The sequence below is a fragment of the Bradyrhizobium sp. CCBAU 11430 genome, from assembly GCF_028128855.1.
Taxonomy (GTDB): domain Bacteria; phylum Pseudomonadota; class Alphaproteobacteria; order Rhizobiales; family Xanthobacteraceae; genus Bradyrhizobium; species Bradyrhizobium ottawaense.
In genome coordinates this window covers 15,667-37,230 of sequence record NZ_LBJV01000050.1, presented here as the reverse complement: position 1 = coordinate 37,230, position 21,564 = coordinate 15,667, and the positions used below count along the sequence as shown (strand labels likewise).

Here is a 21,564-nt window from a genome sequence, read left to right as displayed (position 1 = left end):
CGACGAGATCAACAGGAGAAACCAGAATGAGTCACCGCAAGCTGATCGTCGCCGCCGCGATCATGTCGTTCGTTGCGTTGCCCGCCATGGCACAGACGAGCACGGCCGATGAGAAGAACGGCCATCACTACTCGGGCGGACCGAAGACCGAGGTCCCTCACCATATGGGCAAGAAAGAGAGCGACGGCGGGACGACCAGCGGATCTGGCGGCAGCCACCATTACGGCCGCGGACCGAAGACCGAAGTCCCGCATCACACGGGTCCGAAGAAGCAGCAATGACGATCGCGCAGTGATTCCGCCGCTCGCGAACGCCCAAAACGAATTCGCCCGGGAGCGAACATCCACTCCCGGGCGATATCGATCTCTGAAAGTCGAAGACCTTAGTTCGGCACCGCGGCCTTCGACGCGGGCTTGGCGGCCACCGCGTTGGCGGTGACGCCGTGCAGGAAGTCGTACGCGGCATGCAGGGCCTTGTCGTCCTCCTCCTTCGGCGGAACATAGGACTGCGATCCGGTCTGCTCGCCGCCCTCGCCGGCTGAGAGATGCCCGCGCATCTGGGACTCCGCCATGGTGTCCATGCGGCCCTTCAGCTCCGGCGGCACGTCCTGCAGGATCTCGATGTCGGGGGCGATGCCCTGGGCCTGGATCGAGCGGCCGGACGGCGTGTAGTAGCGCGCCGTGGTCAGCGCCAGCGCGCCATTGCCGGCACCGAGCGGAATGACCGTCTGCACCGAACCCTTGCCGAACGAGCGCGTGCCGATGATGGTCGCACGCTTGTGATCGTGCAGTGCGCCGGCCACGATCTCGGAAGCCGAGGCCGAGCCGCCATTGACCAGGACCACCAGCGGCTTGCCCTTGGTGAGGTCGCCGCCATGCGCGGTGAAGCGCTGGGTCTCTTCCGGACTGCGGCCGCGGGTCGAAACGACCTCGCCGCGCTGGAGGAAGGCGCTCGACACCGACACGGCCTGGTCGAGCAGACCGCCCGGATTGTTGCGCAGGTCCATCACATAGCCGGTGAGCTTCTCCTGCGGCACCTGCTTGGCGATCGCGGCGATCGCCTTCTTCAGGCCGTCGGTGGTCTGCTCGTTGAACGAGGTGACGCGGATATAACCGATGTCGCCGTTCTCGACGTGGAAGCGCACCGGGCGCACATGGATGATCTCGCGCGTGATCGCGACATCGAGCGGCGCGTCAGCGCCCTTGCGCACGATGGTGAGCTTGGTCTTGGTATCGACCGGGCCCTTCATCTTGTTGACGGCCTGCTCGAGCGTCATGCCCTGCACGGCCTCGCCGTCGATCTTGCTGATGAGGTCGCCGGACATCAGGCCTGCCTTCGAGGCGGGCGTATCGTCGATCGGGGAAACGACCTTGACGAGGCCGTCTTCCATCGTGACCTCGATGCCGAGGCCGCCGAACTCGCCGGAGGTGGTCTCCTGCATCTCGGTCCAGGCCTTCGCGTTCATGTAGCGCGAATGCGGGTCGAGCGAGGTCACCATGCCCGTGATCGCGCCTTCGATCATCTTGGCGTTGTCGGGCTTCTCGACATAGCTCGCCTTGACGCGCTCGAACACCGTGCCGAACAGGTTGAGCTGGGAATAGGCATCGTCCGCGCTCGCTGCCGCCCGTGCCGCCCATACACCACCGTGCGGGCTGGCGACCAGAAGGGTGAGACACGCTCCGGTGAGCGCGCCCAGAGGGAACAGCAGGGTTTTCCGCATGGATGGGCTTGCCTTTTTGCTTGGCGGTTCGCTTGAGCTTGCTTGGGCTCGTCTCTCGAGACTTGGGAAGCACACTTGGGAGGCGCCATGCAATTGGCGATCCAGTCCACTTCTCACAATACCATTCTGGTTTCTTCAAGGCCGGGATGCACCGCCGACCGGTACACCGCAAAAATCGCTTCGTTCGGGCCTAAACTTTTGGCAACGTTGCAGGACTGGCCCGCCCCCAAAGGGACCTAAAGGGGGAATCGGTGCGTCCGTCCACGCCGCGCAGCCATGCCATTTTAGGATGGTTTTGGAGCGCTGGACGGGTTAGGCGATGACACAAGGCTTCAAATTCTCGGGAGGATAACAATGAACGAAGCACCCCGGATCCGGCCGGAACGGAACGTCGAGCTCGGCGCCAGCAACGAGCCGTTCCAAAACCTGCACGAATTCATTCGGAAAGCGCGGGCCAACCTCAACCAGAACGCCTGGGACTACATCGTCGGAGCCGCCGAGACCGAAACCACGATGCGCCGCAACCGCATGGCGCTGGACGAGATCGCCTTCCGGCCGCGGGTGCTGCGCGACGTCCGAAAGGTCGACGGCTCGGTTCAGCAGTTCGGCCGCAAAATGCGCCTGCCGGTGGTGCTCGCCCCCGTCGGCGCGCTCGAGATCTTCGACCCGGATGGCGCGGCGAGCGTCGCGCGCGCTGCCGGCACCTTCGGCGCGGCGCACATGCTGAGCTCGGTGTCCGAGCCAGGCCTGGAGCAGACCGCCGAAGCCGCACCCGATGCGCTGCGGCTCTATCAGCTCTATGTCCGCGGCGACGATGCCTTTGTCGCGGATGTCGTCAGCCGGGCCGAGAAGAACGCCTATGCCGGCTTCTGCCTGACCGTCGACACCGCCCATTACAGCCGTCGTGAGCGTGACATCGCCAAGCGCTACGTTCGCGAGAGCCGCCTGCGTGCCACCGGCGGCGATTTCCAGAAGGGCCTGGAGTGGCGGACCGTGAAGATGATCAAGGACAAGTTCAGGATTCCGCTGATCCTGAAGGGCATCGCCACCGCCGAGGACGCCCAGATCGCGGTCGATCACGGCGTCGAATGGATCTACGTCTCCAACCATGGCGGCCGCCAGCTCGACCATGGCCGCGGCGCCATGCATGTGCTGCCCGAGATCGTCGAGGCCGTGAAGGGCCGCGCCAAGATCATGGTCGATGGCGGCATCTGTCGCGGCACCGACATCGTCAAGGCGATCGCGGCGGGCGCGGACCTGGTCGGGATCGGCCGGCTGCAATGCTGGGCGCTGGCGGCGGCTGGCGAGGCCGGCGTCGCGCGGATGCTGGAGCTGCTGGAGGACGAGGTGCTGCGCTGCCTCGGCCTTTTGGGCGCCACGTCATTTGCCGAGGTCGACAAATCCTGCCTGCATCCGGCGACCGCCACCAACGCGCCGAGCGTGTTCAGCGCATTCCCGCTGTTCGACCACGATCCGTATCGATACTGAGTGAAAAGGACGTAATGACATCGCTCTCTCCCGGCAGCGCGGATGCGCTGCTGTTCGATCTCGGGCGCGTGGTGCTCGACATCGACTTCTCCAAGGCGATCGCCTGCTGGGCGGGACATGCCGGCTGCCAGCCCGAGGCCATCGTCGCGCGCTATGTGCGTGACGAGGCTTACCGGCTGCACGAGGTCGGCAAGATCAGCGACGAGGACTATTTCGCTTCGCTGCGTGCTTCGCTCGGCATCGGCATTTCGGACGCCCAGTTCCTGGAAGGCTGGAACGCGATCTTCGCCGGCGAGATGCCTGATATCGCCGAGCTGCTGCCGCGCGCGGCGAAACAGATGCCGCTCTATGCCTTCTCCAACACCAACCGGCCGCATGTTGACTATTTCTCGAAGGAATATGGCGAACTGCTCGGCCATTTCCGCGCGCTGTATCTGTCGTCCAGCATCGGCCTGCGCAAACCCGACGCGGAAGCCTTCGACCATGTCGTCGCCGCGATCGGCGTGCCCGCAGCACGTATCGTGTTCTTCGACGACCTCGCCGAGAACATCGAAGGCGCGCGGTCGCGCGGGCTGACGGCGGTGCATGTGACGTCGCCGCGCGACGTCGAGAACGCCTTGAAGGCATTGGGCATCTGACGATCTCCGCTCATCGGGAGGCGCCAACGTCGGGGCAGCCCTCCCGGAGCCAATTTTGCCCAAAATGAGGAACCAGAGCGCTTTGTGCATTTTTGTACGGAGTTCCGGGAACGGAATGGCCCCTTCCGGACTCTTGAGTCCGTTGGGACTTCTACACCGGACTTATGGACGTGCTGGGCAAAACCTATCTCACCAAGCAAGCCTCTCTCCTGCTTGAATTCGCAAGAACCACCTCGGATTCTGACCTTTCCGCCAAGCTGATCAGCAAGGCCGCCGACCTGAAATCCCAGGCCGATCCGCTGCCCGACAAGGATCAAGGGCCGAAGGCTCCCGACGTCGCGCTGGACGACGGGCCGGACCGGCCGAGCGGGAGTTGAGCGATGCCGGCCGTGGCACTCGTCATCCATCGCCACCCTCCTGCCGATCGGCCTCGTTCTCTGGATCATGCCACGCCAAGCCTGAGCCTGAGCCTGCCTTCGATCCAGGGCCGGAAAGCGGCAAGATAAATCGTGCCCGCTCCGCATTTTTGCCTCTGCCCCCGCGCTCGGCTAGAAGACTGTCGGAACATTTCGTCCGAACGTGCCGAGCAGGAGTTTCGCCGTGGCCTTGATGCCGGTTTCCGACGCCCTTGCTGCGGTGCTGGCGGGTGCAGAGCCGCTGCCTGCAGAGATGGTTTCACTCGACGAAGCCTACCATCGCGTGCTCGCGCAGGACGTCGCTGCGCGGCGCACCCAACCGCCCCAGGCGATGTCGGCGATGGACGGCTACGCCGTGCGCGCGGCCGATGCGGCAACGATCGATTCCAGGCTGACGATGATCGGTGAGGTCGCAGCGGGCCGTCCGTTCACGGAAAGGGTCGGCGCCGGCGAAGCCGTGCGGATCTTCACCGGCGGCGTCGTTCCCGACGGCGCCGACGCAGTCGTGATCCAGGAGGACACGATCGCCGAGGGCAAGCACATAACGATCAAGGAAGCCGCGATCGTGGGTCGGCACATCCGCCCCGCCGGCGTTGATTTCCGCGAGGGTGACGTCCTCCTGCGCAAGGGAACCCGTCTGACAGAGCGCGATCTCGCCCTCGCCGCTGGAATGAATCACCCGCAACTCGCCGTCTGCCGTCGTCCGAAGGTCGCGATCCTCGCCACCGGCGATGAACTGGTGATGCCGGGCTCAACGCCCGGGCACGGCCAGATCGTCTATTCCAACGGCTATGCCCTGCACGCGCTCGCCCGCAGCGAGGGCGCCGAGACCATCGACCTCGGTGTTGCCGCCGATACGCTGGAGGCCACCACCGCCGGCATCCGCCGCGCGCGCGAAAGCGGCGCCGACGTCCTGGTCACGACCGGGGGCGCATCGGTCGGCGACCACGATCTGGTCCAGCAGGCGCTGAAGGACGAAGGCATCGCGTTGGCGTTCTGGAAGATCGCGATGCGGCCCGGCAAACCGATGATGCACGGACGCTTAGGGACGATGGGAGTCATTGGCCTGCCCGGCAATCCCGTGTCGTCCTACGTGTGCGCCTTCCTGTTCATGGTGCCGCTGATTCGCGCGCTGTCGGGCCGTTCGGTGATTCATCACCATCGCGAGCGCGCCGTGCTGGGCCGCGATCTCGGCGCCAATGACCAGCGCGAGGATTATCTGCGCGCGCGCCTGGAGCCGCGCGACGACGGCACGCTCGTCGCCCTTCCCGTCAGCCATCAAGACTCCTCTCTGCTTGCGAATCTTGCTGCAGCACAGGTACTTCTCGTGCGCGCACCGCTTGCGCCAAAGGCCGAGGCCGGCAGCCCCTGCGAAGTGCTGCGGCTCCCCGTCTGAACTGCGCGGCCACACGCATTCGGCGAGTTTCGCTCTGTTCACGGTAAATTAAGCAGTTGCGGAACATGTATCGAACATATAGTGTCCGTTCATGATTTGTTTCGAGGATGTAGCGGCTTATCGCTGAACTCATCGTCTCGGAATCGAACGACATCAACCGGGGGACTTTGGTCGAGATGTTAACGCGCAAACAATACGAGCTTCTGCGGTTCATCAGCGAACGCTTGAAGGAAAGCGGCGTGCCGCCGTCCTTCGACGAGATGAAGGATGCGCTCGACCTGCGCTCGAAGTCAGGCATCCACCGCCTGATCACCGCACTCGAGGAGCGCGGCTTCATCCGCCGGCTGCCCAACCGCGCCCGGGCCATCGAAGTGATCAAGCTGCCGGAGCTCCAAGCTGCCGCCGGCAACCGACGCGGCTTCACGCCAAGCGTCATCGAGGGCAATCTCGGCAAGCTGCGCGCGAGCTCCAGCCCGTCCGCGGACGAGGGCGAGCGGCCCGTTGCGGTGCCCGTGATGGGCCGCATCGCGGCCGGCACCCCCATCGAGGCGTTGCAGACCCGCAGCCACACCATCAGCGTGCCTCCAGACATGCTCGGCTCCGGCGAGCATTACGCGCTCGAAGTGCGCGGCGATTCCATGGTCGAGGCCGGCATCCTCGACGGCGACATGGCGCTGATCCAGCGCAACGAGAGCGCCGATACCGGCGACATCGTGGTGGCGCTGATCGACGACGAGGAAGCCACGCTCAAGCGCTTCCGCCGCCGCGGCGCCTCGATCGCGCTGGAGCCCGCCAATGCCGCTTACGAGGTGCGCATCCTGCCGCCGAACCGCGTGAAGATTCAGGGCAAGCTGATCGGGCTTTACCGCAAGTACTGATACCGGAGTCTTCAGCGCCTCGCGCGCGCCTTCGGTCGGCATCGCCGATCAGAGATTGGAGCGGATGATGGTCCGCTCCGGCTGGATAGTCTTTCTGGTTCTGCACAGATTGTCCGGCCCCTCCCCCTTTCGCGACATCCTCGGCAGGCCGCGGGAAGCAACATCGCTTCGCGGCCTTGCGAGTTCGAGGGGGACAGCCCAAATGCGCCGGATCGTTTGAGCGCAGCCGCAGCAACGCTGGTCGCATCATCATGTCGGCTAGGACACGGCCGTGATCCAGAAAATCCGCAACAACCGCAATGCAGCGCGCACGCAGCCGAGCTGACGATACTCGGGCTGGCTGGTTTCGCCGGTCGTTGACGCGCGCCTGCCAAATGCACGGAAGCCGACTTTGTTCCTATCGAATTCGGAAAAGATGGAAAAGATAATGTGATCGGGGCTCGCGGATCCCAGCCGCAGATTTGCCTACAACCAAGCAGACCGTCACGTGCTTCCACTCTGGTAGGGGCCTGCGCCTCCAAAAGGGGTGCGGGTCGCTATCTCTGCATAGAGGAGCACCCGATGTGTGACTACAGCCTGCATGCCGTCGCGACGCGCCCCGCAGAAGTCGGCGAGACGATCGTCACGACAACATTCCGCGGCACCTCGACGCGCGGCTTCGCCTCCGAAGCCGATCTCTCCGTCGCGGTCTGCCTGCTGCCGGGAACGGAGCTCGCCTTCGCCGATAACGTCCGTTACGACAACCGCTGGATCTGGACGCGCACCGTCAACTCCCGCGTCGGCAAGTTCGGCAAGATCGATCCGCACATTCCCGATCGCCATCATGATGCGATCGAATTCCCGGACGGCAAATCCGTGCTGGTGACGCAGCTCGTCGAGGGCCAGCGCGCAACCGTGCTGCAACTGCCGGTGACCCAGCCGATCGGCGAGCGCGAGCACAAGCCGCAGATCATCGCCGACAGTCGCCCGACGGTCACGCGACTGCCGATCGGCTGACGCCCTCCGGCCCGGCGGGTCCGGGGCCAGGATTGAAATGCCGTCGCCGGCCGATGCCGGCGAGCCCGGTGGGTTTTTGTTTCACGAAATTCGATCGGCGAGCGCCGCCGCACCTCGTCGCCGCATGAAGTTTGGGCCGTCCTGCCTGAATTTTGAACCTCCGCTCCGCAGCCAAATGACCGATGCTGTCGTGGTCTGAGGCGGCGGACACGCTCGATGAAAACCTTTATTCGCGTCGTTGAACTCTGGGTGCCTGACCGGACGCGCATGCGGCTGGAATTCGGCGGTGGCCTTTACGATGAAGGGCTGTCCGCGTTCAAGGCCGTCAGCGAAGAGCTGCACTTCGGATATGACGAGGGGCTTCCGGGCAAGGCCTGGGCCTGCGGCCATCCCGTCATCCTCACGAAATTCGCCAACTCCTATTTCAAGCGGACCGATCAGGCCGTCGCCGCCGGCCTCACCTGCGGCGTGGCGGTGCCGGTGTTTGCAGGCGAATTTCTGCAAGCCGTGATGGTGCTGTTCTGCGGCGACGACGAGGCGCATGTCGGCGCGATCGAACTCTGGCACAACGATCCTGATCTCTCCCACGAGATGGGCCTCGTCGACGGCTATTACGGCGCGGCGGACATGTTCGAATTCAACTCGCGCCACACTAAATTTCCTCGCGGCTTCGGACTTCCCGGACGCACCTGGAAGGCGGGCCTGCCGCTGATCATCAAGGACCTGCACGACGCCAAGAGCTTCCTGCGCTGGGAGGACGCAGCCAAGGTCGGGATCAATCTGGGTGTCGGCGTGCCCTACCGAACCGGCACCGACCAAACCTGGGTCCTGACTTTCCTCTCCGCTCAGGCAACGCCGATTGCGCGACGCTTCGAGATCTGGGTCCCGAACGAGGCCCGTTCGGCGCTGGTCTTTCGCGCCGGCGATTGCAGCGCGCAGACCGACCTTGCCGCCCGCTATGCCGCCAATTCCATTGCCAGGGGCGAAGGCAGCATCGGCGGCGCCTGGGCCGCCGGCATGCCCGCGCTCAACGACGATCTCACTCATGACGGCTCGATCGCGGGCTCTGAGGCCTGCGCAGCCGGGCTGAGCCGAATGGTGGCCCTGCCGGTCATCGGCAAGGCAAAGCTCGAAGCCGTGCTGGCCTGGTATCTGTAATCGATGGCGTCAATCGTCGGCCTGCAAGTCGGTCTCCGATGGCGTTGCGTCGCGGCTGCGGGGAGCCGCCTTCTGCGCAAGGCTGCCGTCGAAGTCACCTTCGCCCGCACCGGCCGGTAACCACGGGCGGTTCGTGCCTCTTGCCCTCACCGCCTGAACCGAAAAGCCGTCGCCACGCCGGGTCAATGCCAGCGCGCCCTGGCGAGCGAGCCGCTGCCGATCCACCACCATCGCCGCACAACGGGCGGCGCGGGCCTTGACGTCACCACCAGTGCAGCCCGGTTGCAATCGTCCGCCAACGCGTCGATGCGCGAGGCCAGCGCGACCAGCCGTCCGTCTGCGAGCGGCGTTACGCAGCCCGACTCGTCGCACGATATGCCGCTCGCCAGCGCGCTACTGCCGGCATCGCGCGGATCGGCGTCGGCAGCCAACCACTCCCTCAGCACGAAATTGTCCTTGCCTGCCCTGATCAGATGCAAACGCCCGTCCCCGCCCCGCACCGCGACGCTCGCGCCGTCCCCGGCAATCAGGATATCGGGCTGGCGCACCGACAGCCCCCAGCCGATGGAAACCAGCAGCACGACGGCACCGCCCCAGCGCAACGGCGTACGCAACAGGCCCATCACGATGACCCCCAGGCTCGCTGCGATCAGCGGCGCGATGCCGAACGCCGGGATGCGGCCGACCGCGCCCGGCAATGCCGCCACCCAGCGCGAGACCGCGACCATCCAGTCGATGCCGATCCCCATCAGCCACCAGAACACGCCGTCGAGCCCGAACGGCGCTGCGAGCAATCCCAGCAGCCCCGCCGGCATCACCAGCGCCGAGACCACCGGCATCGCACCGAGATTGGCGAGCACGCCGTAGGGCGTGACGCGGTGGAAGTGGAAGGCGGCGTAGGGCGTGGTCGCAAGCCCGGCGATCAGCGAGGCCAGGAATAGCATCGCGATCTCGCGGCCGCCCCACATCGCGACGCGCGCGGTCGCCGAATGATCGGGTGAGGCAAACAGGTTCGGCATGCCGATCTGTACCAGCGCGACGAGACCGAGCGTCGCGGCAAAGGACATCTGGAAACTCGGATGCACAAGCGCTTCCGGCGCGACCGCGAGCACGATCAGCGCCGCCACCGCGAGCGTACGGAAGGTGATGGCGCGGCGATCGACCATCACGGCGATCAGCACCACCGCCGTCATGAAGAACGAACGTTGCGTCGCGACCTCCGCGCCAGACAAGAGCAGATAGAACGCAGCCGCCACCAGCGCTGCGGCCGCCGACCATTTCTTGATGGCAAAGCCGGCCGCCAGTCCCGGGATCAAGGCCAGCAGTGCGCGCACCGCGAAGAAGACGACGCCGGCGACGACCGCCATGTGATAGCCGGAGATCGAGAGCACATGGCCGAGCCCCGAGATGAACATCGCGTCATTGACGGGCGTGGAAATCGCATCGCGCCGCCCGGTGAGCAGCGCTGTCGCGATCGCGCGGTTGTCGCCCTCGAGCGTGGCGCGGATGCGGGCGTCGATCGCATCGCGCAGGCCCTGCATGAAGGCGGCATAACGCAGCCGCAGGCCGCCGGCATCGGGCGGGACTGAAGCCGTGATCGCGCCCATCACGAAGCCGGAGGCGCCGATGCCCTGAAAGAACATGTCGCGCGAAAAATCGTAGCTGCCGGGGCGCACCGGCGAGAGCGGCGGCATCAGCCGCGCCTTGAGCTGCACGAAGCTGCCGACCTCGGGCGCAGTGCCCTTGCGCACCGACAGGCGGACGCGTTCCAGCTTGACCTCGCTGCGCTGCGCCTCCATGGCCGTGACGCGCAGCACGAAACGATCGGTTCGCTCGCGGATATCGCGGGCCTCGACGAAACCCGCCAGCGACACTGAATAGAGCGGCTTGGCCAGCACGGGGTGGGCGATGCGCGCCGTCTTCCAGGTTGCCACGGCAAAGCCGGAAGCGACCGCCGCAATCATGATCGCAGGCGCAAACAGCCGGCTCCGCCGCAACAGCACCGCGCCAAACGTGAGCGCGATAGCCGTCGCGGCAACGACCCACAGCACCGGCTCATGATCGGCGGCAAAATAGAGTGCGATGCCACCGCCAAAGGCGACAGGCACCCACGGCAACAGTCGCCCGGCGCCGGCCTCCGCGCGGGCCCATTCACGCAGCGTCTCGACGATTGCCGACCAGGCGCCAAAGCCCGCCGGCACCAAGCCGCCCGCCTGCGCAGCACGACCGACCGGCCACGTCCCGGCTATACCGTGGGACCGTGCTGGCCGGCCCGGCTCCGCCATATCCCTGCACCCTACGCGACGCGATTGTCGCCAAGGCTACCGGAACGTGCGGCCGCGCGAATAGCGGTACAAATCGAGAACGAAGGGACTCCCCCCTACTTTTCCTCTTCCATCGTCACGGCGACATCCGCCTTGGCCGACAGCCGCACCTTGTTACCCTCGACACCGGCGACGAGGCCCTTGTCGATGAAATGATGGTGGCCCTTGTGGCTGCCCTCGCCGCTGTCCTTCTTGGTCAGCTTGATGCGATTGCCTTCGACCTTGTCGACCGTGCCGACATGAACGCCGTCGGCGCCGATGACTTCCATATGCTCTGCAATGTTCTGCATGGTGGGATCCTTGGTTGGAGCCACCTCAACGCGCGGAGAGAGCTTCGGTTCGTATTCTGCTGCCATTCCGGGGCGCGCCACTTGGCGCGAGCTATGATGCGCAATTGCGCATCGGAGAATCCATAACCACAAGCTGGGGTTATGGATTCCGGGCCTGGCCCTTCGGGCCATCCCGGAATGACAAACTGATGAAGAGCGCCAATCAGATCAGCGGCGCCTTCGCCGAAGCGTGGTGATTGACGATCTTCCAGTCGCCGTCCTCGCGGACGATGACCCAGCTCATCTTGACGACGAGATCAGGGCGCTCGCCGGCGAGGTCGAACGAGATGGTCGCGGCCATGTTGATCAGATCGGGGCCGGCCTGCGCTGCGTTCACGTCGGAGAATACGGCGCTCGGCTTGCGCCAGCGCGGCAGGCCGTTGAAGTAATCGGCAACACCGTCCCTGCCCCGATAGAGTTTCGGGTTCGAACCGAAGAAGAACGCGTTTTTCGCATAGAGCGACGAGAGCGCGGCGGCGTCGAGCGTCGCGAAGCCGGCGCACCATTTCGCGATGATGGCGGAAACGATGGCGTTGGCTTCGTTGCTCATATGCGCATCACCCTTTTGCGACTTCCTTCGCGAAGGTGTCGCGCAGGCCGATGGTGCGGGAGAACACCGGCTTGCCCGGCGTCGAGTCCTTGTCGCGGACGAAATAGCCCTGCCGCTCGAACTGCATCGGCTCGGTCGAATTGCTCGCTGCGACCGATGCCTCGATCCGAGCGTCGCTGAGGATCTCCAGCGAGTTCGGATTGAGATCGGCCGCGAAGTTTTGGGCGTCCGGGCTCGGATTGGCGAACAGCTGGTTGTAGATGCGGATCTCCGCGGGCACCGACGCCGCCGCCGGCAGCCAATGCATCGTCGCCTTGACCTTGCGGCCGTCGGGCGCGTTGCCGCCCTTGGTCGCGGGATCATAGGTGCAGCGCAGCTCCACCACCTCGCCCTTGTCGTTCTTGATCACGCCGGTGCACTTGACGAAATAGGCGTAGCGCAGTCGCACCTCGTTGCCCGGCGACAGGCGGAAGAACTTCTTCGGCGGATTCTCCATGAAGTCGTCCTGCTCGATATAGAGCTCGCGGCCGAACGTGATTTTCCGCGTGCCCGCCGAGGGATCGTCCGGATGGTTGATCGCCTCGAGCTCCTCGGTCTGCCCTTCCGGATAGTTCTCGATCACCACCTTGAGCGGGCGCAGCACGCCCATGCGTCGCTGCGACGTGCGGTTCAGCTCCTCGCGGATGCAGAACTCGAGCATGCCGACGTCGACCACGCTGTTGGCCTTGGCAACGCCGATGCGCTTGACGAATTCACGCAGCGCGGCCGGCGGCACGCCGCGGCGGCGCATCCCCGCCATCGTCGGCATGCGCGGATCGTCCCAGCCCGCGACGTGGCCGTCGCGGACGAGTTGGGTCAGCACGCGCTTGGACAGCAGCGTATAGGTCAGGTTGAGCCGCGCGAATTCATACTGGTGCGGCTGCGACGGCACCGGCAGCTTCTCGATGAACCAGTCGTAGAGCGGCCGGTGGTCCTCGAACTCCAGCGTGCAGATCGAATGCGTGATGCCTTCAATGGCGTCCGACTGGCCGTGGGCGTAATCGTAGCTCGGATAGATGTGCCACTTGGTGCCGGTGCGCGGATGATGCGCATGCAGGATGCGGTACAGCACGGGATCGCGCAGATTGATGTTGCCGGCTGCCATATCGATCTTGGCCCGCAGCACCCGCGTGCCGTTCGGGAATTCACCGGCCTTCATGCGGCGGAACAGGCCGAGGTTTTCGTCCACACTGCGGTCGCGGAACGGCGAGTTCTTGCCGGGCTCGGTCAGCGTGCCGCGCGAGAGGCGGATCTCCTCCTGGGTCTGGTCGTCGACATAAGCGAGGCCGTCGCGGATCAGCTGCTCCGCCCATTCGTACAGGCGGTCAAAATAGTCGGAGGCAAAGAACAGGTTCTTGCCCCAGTCGAAGCCGAGCCAGCGCACGTCGGCCTGGATGGAATCGATATATTCCTGCTCTTCCTTGACCGGGTTGGTGTCGTCGAAACGCAGATGGCAGCGGCCCGGAAACTCCTGGGCGATGCCGAAATTCAGCGCGATCGACTTGGCATGGCCGATATGCAGATAGCCGTTCGGCTCCGGCGGGAACCGGGTCACGATCTCCCTGTATTTGCCCTGGTCGAGGTCGGCCTGGACGATGTCACGAATGAAATCGCGCCCAACCTCAGCTGCCACCGGTTCTGTCATTACGAAAATCCTGTCGGGAAATCAGCGGTTCTTCTGCCAAATTCGGGAGGCTGAGCCAAGAGCTTAAGCAGGCCTCAAGCGGGGCCTGGCAGGTCCGCCGACGGGCTTTGTTTATGTCCCGTTCCTGCTATACACCACCGCCTCCAAAGCATAGGCCCTGCCAAGAATGACCAATTCCGTCGTCACGCGCTTCGCTCCCTCGCCGACCGGCTTCCTCCATATCGGGGGCGCCCGCACAGCGCTATTCAATTGGCTGTACGCGAAGAAGCACGGCGGCAAGATGCTGCTGCGGATCGAGGACACCGACCGGGAGCGCTCCACCGAGGCGGCGATCGGCGCCATTCTCGATGGTCTGAAATGGCTGGAGCTCGGCTGGGACGGCGAGGTCATCTACCAGTTCAGCCGTGCCGCGCGCCACCGCGAGGTCGCCGAGCAGTTGCTCGCCGACGGCAAGGCCTATCGCTGCTACGCCACCGCCGAGGAACTCGCCGCCATGCGCGAGAAGGCGCGCGCGGAAGGGCGCACCCGCCTCTATGACGGGATGTGGCGCGACCGCGATCCCGCGACAGCCCCGTCCAACGTCAAGCCGACGATCCGCCTGCGCGCGCCGCAGACCGGCGAGACCGTGATCGAGGACCAGGTCCAGGGCCGCGTGGTCTGGCAGAACGAGAACCTCGACGACCTCGTGCTTTTGCGCGGCGATGGCAACCCGACCTACATGCTCGCCGTGGTGGTCGACGATCACGACATGGGCGTGACCCATGTGATCCGCGGCGACGACCATCTGATCAACGCCGCGCGCCAGAAGCAGATCTACGATGCGATGGGATGGGCTCTGCCGAGCATGTCCCACATTCCGCTGATCCACGGCCCGGACGGCTCGAAGCTCTCCAAGCGTCACGGCGCGCTCGGCGTCGATGCCTACCGCGCCATGGGATATTTGCCGGCCGCGCTACGCAATTACCTCGTCCGGCTCGGCTGGAGCCATGGCGACCAGGAGATCTTCTCGACCGAGGAGATGATCGCGGCGTTTGACCTCGCCAGCGTCGGCCGCGCCGCTGCCCGCTTCGATTTCGCCAAGCTGGAAAACCTCAACGGCCACTACATCCGCCACGCCGACGATCAATCACTCGTGAAGATGTTCGAGGACGTGCTCGACCATCTCGTGCCCGCACGCGACGAGATTAAGGCCAAATTAAACGACACTACGCGCGCCCAGCTTCTCAAGGCCATGCCGGCCCTGAAGGAGCGCGCCAAGACGCTGATCGAGCTGATCGACAGCGCCTATTTCATCTTCGCCGACCGGCCGCTGGAGCTCGATCCCAAGGCACAAGCGCTGCTGACGCCAGAGAACCGCAAGCTGATCGGCCAGCTTCATTCCGCGCTGGAGAAAGTCGAGATATGGAGCGGCGCCACCACCGAAGCCGCGCTACGCGCTTTTGCCGAGGAAAATAGTCTCAAGCTCGGCGCGGTCGCCCAACCCTTGCGGGCCGCGCTGACCGGGCGGACGACGTCGCCTGGTATATTTGAGGTTTTGGACGTCCTGGGACGCCAGGAAAGCCTCGGCCGGCTTGAGGATCAGTCCAAGGACCAGACTAAGACGTAAGTCGAGCATGCGTGCGGTGATCTTGCAGCGCACACAGCAATAATATACCCATCTCCCCCGTACCTTCTGGAACATCCGGCCTGCCCCATCATCTCGCAAAGGGGGCCTCCGGCTCCGGCCCGCTTCACATTTCATCGGGGACCTACGATGGACGCAAAACCGAGCAATAAGACCGCTACGCTGACGGTCGGAAACAAGAACTACGATCTCCCGATCCACAGCGGCAGCGTCGGGCCTGATGTCGTCGATATCGGCAAGCTCTACGGCCAGTCCGGCCTGTTCACCTACGATCCCGGCTTCACCTCCACCGCGAGCTGCCAGTCGAAGATCACCTATATCGACGGCGACGCGGGCGTGCTGGAATACCGCGGCTACCCGATCGAGCAGCTCGCCGAGAACGGCGACTTCCTCGAGACCTGCTATCTCCTGCTGTTCGGGGATCTGCCGACCGCCGCGCAGAAGAAGGATTTCGACGACCGCGTGACCCATCACACGATGGTGCACGAGCAGATGGCCCGCTTCTTCCAGGGCTTCCGCCGCGACGCGCATCCGATGGCGATCATGGTGGCTGCGGTCGGCGCGCTCGCCGCGTTTTATCACGACTCCACCGACATCAACGATCCGAAGCAGCGCATGATCGCTTCCATGCGCATGATCGCCAAGATCCCGACGCTGGCGGCGATGGCCTACAAGTACACGGTCGGCCAGCCCTTCGTGTACCCGAAGAACTCGCTCAAGTTCGCCGAGAACTTCCTGCACATGTGCTTCGCCGTGCCGTGCGAGGACTACAAGATCAACCCGGTGCTCGCTGACGCGCTGGACAAGATCTTCATCCTGCATGCCGACCACGAGCAGAACGCCTCGACCTCGACGGTGCGCATCGCCGGCTCGTCCGGCGCCAACCCGTTCGCCTGCATCGCCGCCGGCATCGCCTGCCTGTGGGGTCCGGCGCATGGCGGCGCCAACGAAGCAGCCCTCGCGATGCTCGCCGAGATCGGCTCCGTGGACAAGATTCCCGAATTCATCGCCAAGGTGAAGGACAAGAACTCCGAAGTCCGCCTGATGGGCTTTGGTCATCGCGTCTACAAGAACTACGATCCGCGCGCCAAGATCATGCAGAAGATGTGTCACGCCGTGCTCAAGGAGACCGGCCATGGCGACGATCCGATGCTGAAGGTGGCGCTCGAACTCGAGAAGATCGCGCTCAGCGACCAGTACTTCATCGACCGCAAGCTCTACCCGAACGTCGACTTCTATTCGGGCATCACGCTGAAGGCGATGGGCTTCCCGGTCTCGATGTTCACCGTGCTGTTCGCGGTCGCCCGCACCGTCGGCTGGATCAGCCAGTGGAGCGAGATGATCGAGGACCCGCAGCAGAAGATCGGCCGTCCGCGCCAGCTCTACACCGGCGTCACCCGCCGCGACTACGTCGCGATCAGGGATCGCAAGTAAACTCCAAGCCGATACGGCTTTCGAAGCGGCGCCATCGCAAGATGGCGCCGTTTTTGTTTATGGAGGTGCCGTAGGGTGCGCAAGCGCAGCGTGCCCACCACCTCTCCGCAACAGATACGAAGTCGTGGGCACGCTTCGCTTTGCCCACCCTACGAGACCAATCGGGCCGTGACACGCTTGCTGCCGCGCACAACAACAAAGTCCACACCTGCGGCCGCAAACGCCTTGACAGTCAGAGCGCTCCGCGCGCAAATTCTTACACTAAGTAAGAATGACGACAGGGATGGAAATGCCGGAGCAGCCGAGAAGTCGGCGGCAGACGCGCGCTGCCATTTTGACTCACCTGCTTCAGTCGGGTGGCTCGTTTCGCCCGCCGCTGGCCAAGGCCGTGCGCCTGTCCGAAGCGAGCCTGTCGCGCATCCTGCTTGACCTGAAGACCGAAGGCCTGATCGAGGAAGTGCGGCGCCCTGCCCCCTACGTCGGCGGCCCGACCGGACTCGTGTCGCTCGACGGCTCGGTTGCCCTCGCAGCCTTCGAACTGACCGCTCAGCACCTCAGCCTCGGCGTCGGCGGCCTGTCGGGCGAGCTGCACTACACCGAGCGCGTGCCCCCTGCCGAAGTCGCCGACCGTCGAGACCGTCGACCGGGCGTTTCGCGAAGCGATGACATTGCTGCGCGACTGGACGCGGCGCCGCGGCGTCGTCCTCTCTCAGGTCGGCGTCTCCATTCCGGGCCTCGGCCGGCTCAGCGCCGCGGGCAACCCCATCATTCCCTGTGACGTCGGGCGCATCAGCGACATGTTCGGCGAGATGTTCGCCGACGTGCCCGTCGAATTTACCAATTCGGTCGTGGCGCACGCCACATTCCATCGCTGTCGCACCGAAAACTATCCATTCAATGACACGCACCTGTTCGTCTTTGTCAGCCATGGCGTTGCGGGCGCCTGGATGGATGATCCCGTCGAGACCGACGCGCTCCAGCCAATCGAGCTCGGTCACATGGTGTTTGGCGAAGGCGGGCCGCGCTGTCGCTGCGGCCACCTCGGCTGTGTCGAGGCCTATACTTCGCTTCCGGCGCTGGCCGAGCTTCTCGGCGTGCCCGAGCCGGAGTTGCTCCAGCTCGGCAGCGATTGGGTCAGCGCGATCCCGATCTCCTCGCGCGTGCGTCAGGAGCTGCGGCATCGCCTGTATCGCCTTGGGCTCGCGATCGGCAACACGCTGAACGTCAAGCCCTGTCACGGCGTCGCCATCTCCGGCTGGCCTTCGCTCCTTGCGGAAGGCGATCGGAAAGCGCTGGTCGACGGCGTCGATGCCTGCCTGCTCGGCGGCCGCAAGCATGCGCAGGTGTCGCTGGCTTTCGTGCCGCCGTCGAACGGCAATGATCCCAGGGCCGCGCTGGCCTTCGCCGCGTTCTGCCTCGCCTGCCGCGGCGGCATGCCGGCCGCGTCGACGGAGGCCGCCTGAGACGGCCTGAAGCTGCGCGGCTCGCGCGCAAGAGAGTTCACACCGGGAGGAACTGCCATGCCGATCACGACAACAAGGCGCCGTCTGCTCGCTGGATCCGCTGCCGCGCTCGCACTGCCGGCGTTTGCCCGCGCGCAAGGCGCGGTCAAGCCGCGCCTGACCGCAATCTCGCAATGGTCCGCGGGCAGCGATGGGGCAGCCATCACCGCGCTCGGCAAGAAGTTCGAGGAGAAGGGCGGCGTCTGGCAGCACTCGCCCGTCCCCGGGTTCACCACCGAGATGATGAACAAGCTGCGCGCCCAGATCATGGCCGGCGATCCGCCGGCCTGCTCGCAGCTCAAGGGTCCCGAGATCGCAGCCTGGTCGAAGATTGCCCCGACCGTCGATCTCGACGCCGTCGTCGCTGCCGCCGGCTATGAGAAGGTGGTCGCGCCGGACCTTGCGAAATTGCACAAGCCGGGCGGCAAATGGATCGCACTGCCGTTGCAGATCTACAGCACCAACATGCTGTTTCTCTCCAAACGCGCGATGGACAAGGCCAAGGCCGACAAGATCCCCGTCACCTGGGCAGACTTCAACGAGCTCGCCGACAAGATGAAATCGGGCGGCGTCCCCTATCCCGTCGCCAACGGCGGCACCCGCCCCGACGACGGGCAAAAATTCGAAGCCGCTCTGGCCGGCATCAGTCCCCTCGCATACCGCGCCGCCATCATGAATCTCGAGAAGAAGGCCCTGGAGGGCTCCGAGATCAAGGCTGCGTTCGCACAGGTGCGCAAGATCGCCGACTGGATGGACCCCAACGTCGGCGCCCAGCACTTCTCGACCAATTTGAAGCGCTTCATCGACGGCGACATGGGCATGATGATCATGGGCGGCTGGGCGCAGGGCGTGTTGCGCAATGCCGGTTTCAAGTTCGAGGACTTCATGATCGCGCCAGGTCCGAGCGACAATAGCAAGCCGGTGTTCCTGTTGAACGCCGATGCCTTCATCTTCTGGCAGCGCAAGGAGCCTGACCTGCAGGCCGGCCAGACGCTGATGGCCCAGCTCGTCATGGATCCGGCGATCCAGACCATGTATTCGCAGATCACGGGATCGATCCCCGTGCGTACCGACGTCGATCTGTCCGGCGAAGGCTGGTCGGACGGTCAGCGGCGCACCGCGGCAGCTCTGAAGGACGCAATCGCCAGCAACCAGGCGGTCCTGAGCCTCGCGCACAACATGGCGCAGGAAAACGGCATGACCGCCGCGATGATCTGGCAGTTCACGCATATCTGGAACGAATTCCTCTATGGCGTGACATTCACGAGCGGCCAGCAGCAACCCGTCACCGCCGCTCTCATCGCGCTGTCCGCTGCAGTCGCAGACATCCCGCAGCACGGCGTGCAGAGCGCCGCGGTGATCATCGCGGCGCTACCGACGCTGTTGATCTATCTCCTCGGCGGCAAATACTTCGTCCGCGGCCTGACTGCCGGGGCCGTGAAATGATGGAGTTGTCATGGCAGCACTGAGCATTCGAACCCTGTCGAAGCGCTACGCCAATCTGGAGGTGCTGAAGGGCGTCGATCTCGACATCGAAAGCGGCGAGTTCACGGTGCTGGTCGGGCCATCCGGCTGCGGCAAGTCCACGCTGCTCAACATCGTCGCCGGGCTCGATCATCCGAGCGCCGGGACCGTCGAGATCGGCGGACGCGTGGTCAATGACGTCCCGCCCAAGGATCGCGACATCGCCATGGTGTTCCAGTCCTACGCGCTCTACCCATCCATGACCGTACGCCAGAACATCACCTTCGGCATGGAATGCCGTCACGTACCCAAAGCGGAGCAAGACTCTGCGGTCGCGAATGTCGCCAAACTGCTCCAGATCGAGGCGCTGCTGGGCCGCAAGCCGTCGCAGCTCTCCGGCGGCCAGCGCCAGCGCGTGGCGATGGGCCGTGCGTTGGTACGCGATCCCCTGCTCTTCCTGTTCGACGAGCCGCTGTCCAATCTCGACGCAAAACTGCGCGTCGAGATGCGGATGGAGATCAAGCGGCTGCACCAGCGCATCGGCGCGACCATCATCTATGTCACCCACGACCAGATCGAAGCGATGACGATGGCGACGCGGATCGCCGTGATGCATCGCGGCGTGGTGCAGCAGTTTGCCGATCCCGATACCGTGTACCGCTATCCCGCCAATCTGTTCGTCGCACGCTTCATGGGCTCCCCGCCGATGAACACCATGCCGGCGCGGCTCGAGGCCGACGCCGGCGGCCCCGTGGTCGTGATCGGCGCGGGGCGGCCGGACGAAGTTCGCCTCCGCCTGCAGGGATACGATTCGGCGGCACCCTATCTTGGCCGCGAGGTGGTGTTCGGGATCAGGCCGGAATGCATCGCGGAGGGCAACCGCGTGTTCTCCGGCGGTGCACCCATCGTCGTCCACGCGCCGGTGGAGATGGTCGAGCCCACCGGCGCCGAAACCATCGTGCTGCTGCGGCTCGGCGGCGAGTCCGCGCTGGCGCGCATCACGCCGGACATCCGCCCCCCGCCGGGGACGGCAGCCCCCTTCGCGCTCGACACGCGCCGCATTTGCCTGTTCGACCCCGAGACGGAGCGACTGATCGCATGACAAAGACGAGCTATGCCGGACTTGCGGACCGCGTCGTACTGATCACCGGCGGCGCCAGCGGCATCGGGGCCGCCTTCGTGCGCGCCTTCGCGGCCCAGGGAGCGCGCGTCGCGTTCCTCGATGTGGATGAAGAAGCCGGCGGGGCGCTGGTCGCGGAGGTGAGCGCTGCGTCCGAAGCCGCGCCCTTGTTCGTGCCATGCGACCTCCTGGACATCGAGGCCTTGCGGGCCGCAATGGCGCAGGTGCAGCGATCGCTCGGCGATGCCGCGGTCCTCGTCAACAATGCCGCCAATGATCAACGCCAGGTGCTGGCCGAGGTGACGCCGGCAGAGTTCGATTGGATGATCGGCCTCAATCTCAAGCACGTCTTCTTTGCGGCGCAAGCGGTGGTGCCGCAGATGCAGGCGCGCGGCGGCGGCTCGATCATCAACATGTCGTCGATCGCCTGGATGCGCGGTGCACCGGCGCTGCCGGTCTACGCCGGGGCAAAGGCGGCGATCGTCGGTTTCACCAACTCGCTGGCCCGGCTGGTCGGCCCCGACCGCATCCGCGTCAACGCGATTGCGCCAGGCATGGTCATCACCGAGCGCCAGCGTCGGCTGTGGTATCCGGACGAGCAGGTCATCACCGAAATGCGCTCGCGTCAGGCCGTGCCCGACGCGGTGACGCCGGCGGACATTGCCAACATGGCGCTGTTCCTCGCCTCCGACGAAAGCCAGCGCATCACCAGCCAGTGTTTTCGGGTGGATGCAGGACTTGCGTAGAACTTGATCCGGCCATAATGGCGCAACGTTCACGGTCTCGTAGGGTGGGCAAAGCGAAGCGTGCCCACGAATTCTTCTCATCGCGACGAATCGTGGG

General features: G+C 65.0%; 17 protein-coding genes and 2 pseudogenes. 14 read left to right on the top strand and 5 right to left on the bottom strand.

The genetic code is table 11. From position 1 onward, the window contains the following. Window positions 1–26 precede the first annotated feature (26 nt). Entirely contained in the window at window positions 27–281 is a 255-nt protein-coding gene (locus tag XI04_RS13735) for a hypothetical protein (RefSeq protein WP_271610091.1), read from the top strand. Window positions 282–382: 101 nt separating this feature from the next. Here XI04_RS13735 and XI04_RS13730 read toward each other — a convergent pair whose 3' ends face one another. Beyond that, window positions 383–1,720, bottom strand: a complete 1,338-nt coding sequence (locus XI04_RS13730) for a S41 family peptidase (protein ID WP_028141562.1) — start codon at window positions 1,718–1,720, stop codon at window positions 383–385. 354 nt (window positions 1,721–2,074) lie between these two features. Here XI04_RS13730 and XI04_RS13725 point away from each other — a divergent pair, with 354 nt between their 5' ends. The 7 genes from XI04_RS13725 (at window position 2,075) to XI04_RS13695 (ending at window position 8,690) form a co-directional block, all read left to right on the top strand. After that, window positions 2,075–3,208 carry an alpha-hydroxy acid oxidase gene (locus XI04_RS13725; protein WP_095424081.1) on the top strand — a complete coding sequence of 378 codons (1,134 nt, stop codon included), beginning with the start codon at window positions 2,075–2,077 and terminating at the stop codon, window positions 3,206–3,208. A 14-nt stretch (window positions 3,209–3,222) separates the two neighbouring features. Beyond that, window positions 3,223–3,846, top strand: a complete 624-nt coding sequence (locus XI04_RS13720) for an HAD-IA family hydrolase (protein ID WP_028141560.1) — start codon at window positions 3,223–3,225, stop codon at window positions 3,844–3,846. A 170-nt stretch (window positions 3,847–4,016) separates the two neighbouring features. Continuing rightward, window positions 4,017–4,223 (top strand): hypothetical protein, encoded by a 207-nt coding sequence (locus XI04_RS13715; RefSeq protein WP_091965798.1) that lies wholly within the window; start codon window positions 4,017–4,019, stop codon window positions 4,221–4,223. Window positions 4,224–4,446: 223 nt separating this feature from the next. Beyond that, window positions 4,447–5,658 (top strand): molybdopterin molybdotransferase MoeA, encoded by a 1,212-nt coding sequence (locus tag XI04_RS13710; protein WP_271610092.1) that lies wholly within the window; start codon window positions 4,447–4,449, stop codon window positions 5,656–5,658. 176 nt (window positions 5,659–5,834) lie between these two features. Then, entirely contained in the window at window positions 5,835–6,536 is a 702-nt protein-coding gene (gene lexA, locus XI04_RS13705; protein ID WP_026202323.1) for a transcriptional repressor LexA, read from the top strand. 561 nt (window positions 6,537–7,097) lie between these two features. After that, window positions 7,098–7,532: a hypothetical protein gene (locus XI04_RS13700; RefSeq protein WP_028141557.1), complete on the top strand. Its 435-nt coding sequence runs from the start codon at window positions 7,098–7,100 to the stop codon at window positions 7,530–7,532. A 216-nt stretch (window positions 7,533–7,748) separates the two neighbouring features. Continuing rightward, on the top strand, window positions 7,749–8,690 hold the full coding sequence (locus XI04_RS13695; RefSeq protein ID WP_212476773.1) for a GAF domain-containing protein: 942 nt from the start codon (window positions 7,749–7,751) through the stop codon (window positions 8,688–8,690). Window positions 8,691–8,699: 9 nt separating this feature from the next. Here the strand turns inward: XI04_RS13695 and XI04_RS13690 are convergent. The 4 genes and pseudogenes from XI04_RS13690 to XI04_RS13675 form a co-directional block, all read right to left on the bottom strand. Next, window positions 8,700–10,975 (bottom strand): annotated as a pseudogene (locus tag XI04_RS13690) (ComEC/Rec2 family competence protein). Between the two features lie 95 nt (window positions 10,976–11,070). Beyond that, a complete protein-coding gene (locus tag XI04_RS13685) occupies window positions 11,071–11,304 on the bottom strand; it encodes a DUF2171 domain-containing protein (RefSeq protein WP_015685840.1) in 234 nt (77 codons plus the stop codon). A 202-nt stretch (window positions 11,305–11,506) separates the two neighbouring features. Beyond that, window positions 11,507–11,893 carry an SgcJ/EcaC family oxidoreductase gene (locus tag XI04_RS13680; protein ID WP_271610094.1) on the bottom strand — a complete coding sequence of 129 codons (387 nt, stop codon included), beginning with the start codon at window positions 11,891–11,893 and terminating at the stop codon, window positions 11,507–11,509. Between the two features lie 7 nt (window positions 11,894–11,900). After that, entirely contained in the window at window positions 11,901–13,577 is a 1,677-nt protein-coding gene (locus XI04_RS13675) for a glutamine--tRNA ligase/YqeY domain fusion protein (RefSeq protein ID WP_028141535.1), read from the bottom strand. Between the two features lie 166 nt (window positions 13,578–13,743). On the opposite strand from XI04_RS13675, the gene gltX reads away from it, so the two are divergent. The 6 genes and pseudogenes from gltX (at window position 13,744) to XI04_RS13645 (ending at window position 21,467) form a co-directional block, all read left to right on the top strand. Beyond that, window positions 13,744–15,183: a glutamate--tRNA ligase gene (gene gltX / locus XI04_RS13670; RefSeq protein ID WP_095424075.1), complete on the top strand. Its 1,440-nt coding sequence runs from the start codon at window positions 13,744–13,746 to the stop codon at window positions 15,181–15,183. Between the two features lie 147 nt (window positions 15,184–15,330). Continuing rightward, window positions 15,331–16,635, top strand: a complete 1,305-nt coding sequence (gene gltA / locus XI04_RS13665; RefSeq protein ID WP_095424074.1) for a citrate synthase — start codon at window positions 15,331–15,333, stop codon at window positions 16,633–16,635. Between the two features lie 283 nt (window positions 16,636–16,918). Continuing rightward, window positions 16,919–18,098, top strand: a pseudogene (locus tag XI04_RS13660) (ROK family transcriptional regulator). A 57-nt stretch (window positions 18,099–18,155) separates the two neighbouring features. After that, entirely contained in the window at window positions 18,156–19,583 is a 1,428-nt protein-coding gene (locus XI04_RS13655) for an extracellular solute-binding protein (RefSeq protein ID WP_271623709.1), read from the top strand. 10 nt (window positions 19,584–19,593) lie between these two features. Further along, window positions 19,594–20,703 carry an ABC transporter ATP-binding protein gene (locus XI04_RS13650; protein ID WP_038971461.1) on the top strand — a complete coding sequence of 370 codons (1,110 nt, stop codon included), beginning with the start codon at window positions 19,594–19,596 and terminating at the stop codon, window positions 20,701–20,703. Next, on the top strand, window positions 20,700–21,467 hold the full coding sequence (locus XI04_RS13645; RefSeq protein ID WP_212476778.1) for an SDR family NAD(P)-dependent oxidoreductase: 768 nt from the start codon (window positions 20,700–20,702) through the stop codon (window positions 21,465–21,467). Before XI04_RS13650 ends, XI04_RS13645 begins: the two co-directional genes overlap by 4 nt. Window positions 21,468–21,564 lie beyond the last annotated feature (97 nt).

Bases quoted from the DNA above. Each gene is read 5' to 3' on its own strand.
- XI04_RS13735 (WP_271610091.1), top strand. From the start codon at position 27: ATGAGTCACCGCAAGCTGATCGTCGCCGCCGCGATCATGTCGTTCGTT.
- XI04_RS13730 (WP_028141562.1), bottom strand. From the start codon at position 1,720: ATGCGGAAAACCCTGCTGTTCCCTCTGGGCGCGCTCACCGGAGCGTGT.
- XI04_RS13725 (WP_095424081.1), top strand. From the start codon at position 2,075: ATGAACGAAGCACCCCGGATCCGGCCGGAACGGAACGTCGAGCTCGGC.
- XI04_RS13720 (WP_028141560.1), top strand. From the start codon at position 3,223: ATGACATCGCTCTCTCCCGGCAGCGCGGATGCGCTGCTGTTCGATCTC.
- lexA (WP_026202323.1), top strand. From the start codon at position 5,835: ATGTTAACGCGCAAACAATACGAGCTTCTGCGGTTCATCAGCGAACGC.
- XI04_RS13700 (WP_028141557.1), top strand. From the start codon at position 7,098: ATGTGTGACTACAGCCTGCATGCCGTCGCGACGCGCCCCGCAGAAGTC.
- XI04_RS13695 (WP_212476773.1), top strand. From the start codon at position 7,749: ATGAAAACCTTTATTCGCGTCGTTGAACTCTGGGTGCCTGACCGGACG.
- XI04_RS13685 (WP_015685840.1), bottom strand. From the start codon at position 11,304: ATGCAGAACATTGCAGAGCATATGGAAGTCATCGGCGCCGACGGCGTT.
- XI04_RS13680 (WP_271610094.1), bottom strand. From the start codon at position 11,893: ATGAGCAACGAAGCCAACGCCATCGTTTCCGCCATCATCGCGAAATGG.
- XI04_RS13675 (WP_028141535.1), bottom strand. From the start codon at position 13,577: ATGACAGAACCGGTGGCAGCTGAGGTTGGGCGCGATTTCATTCGTGAC.
- gltX (WP_095424075.1), top strand. From the start codon at position 13,744: ATGACCAATTCCGTCGTCACGCGCTTCGCTCCCTCGCCGACCGGCTTC.
- gltA (WP_095424074.1), top strand. From the start codon at position 15,331: ATGGACGCAAAACCGAGCAATAAGACCGCTACGCTGACGGTCGGAAAC.
- XI04_RS13655 (WP_271623709.1), top strand. From the start codon at position 18,156: ATGCCGATCACGACAACAAGGCGCCGTCTGCTCGCTGGATCCGCTGCC.
- XI04_RS13650 (WP_038971461.1), top strand. From the start codon at position 19,594: ATGGCAGCACTGAGCATTCGAACCCTGTCGAAGCGCTACGCCAATCTG.
- XI04_RS13645 (WP_212476778.1), top strand. From the start codon at position 20,700: ATGACAAAGACGAGCTATGCCGGACTTGCGGACCGCGTCGTACTGATC.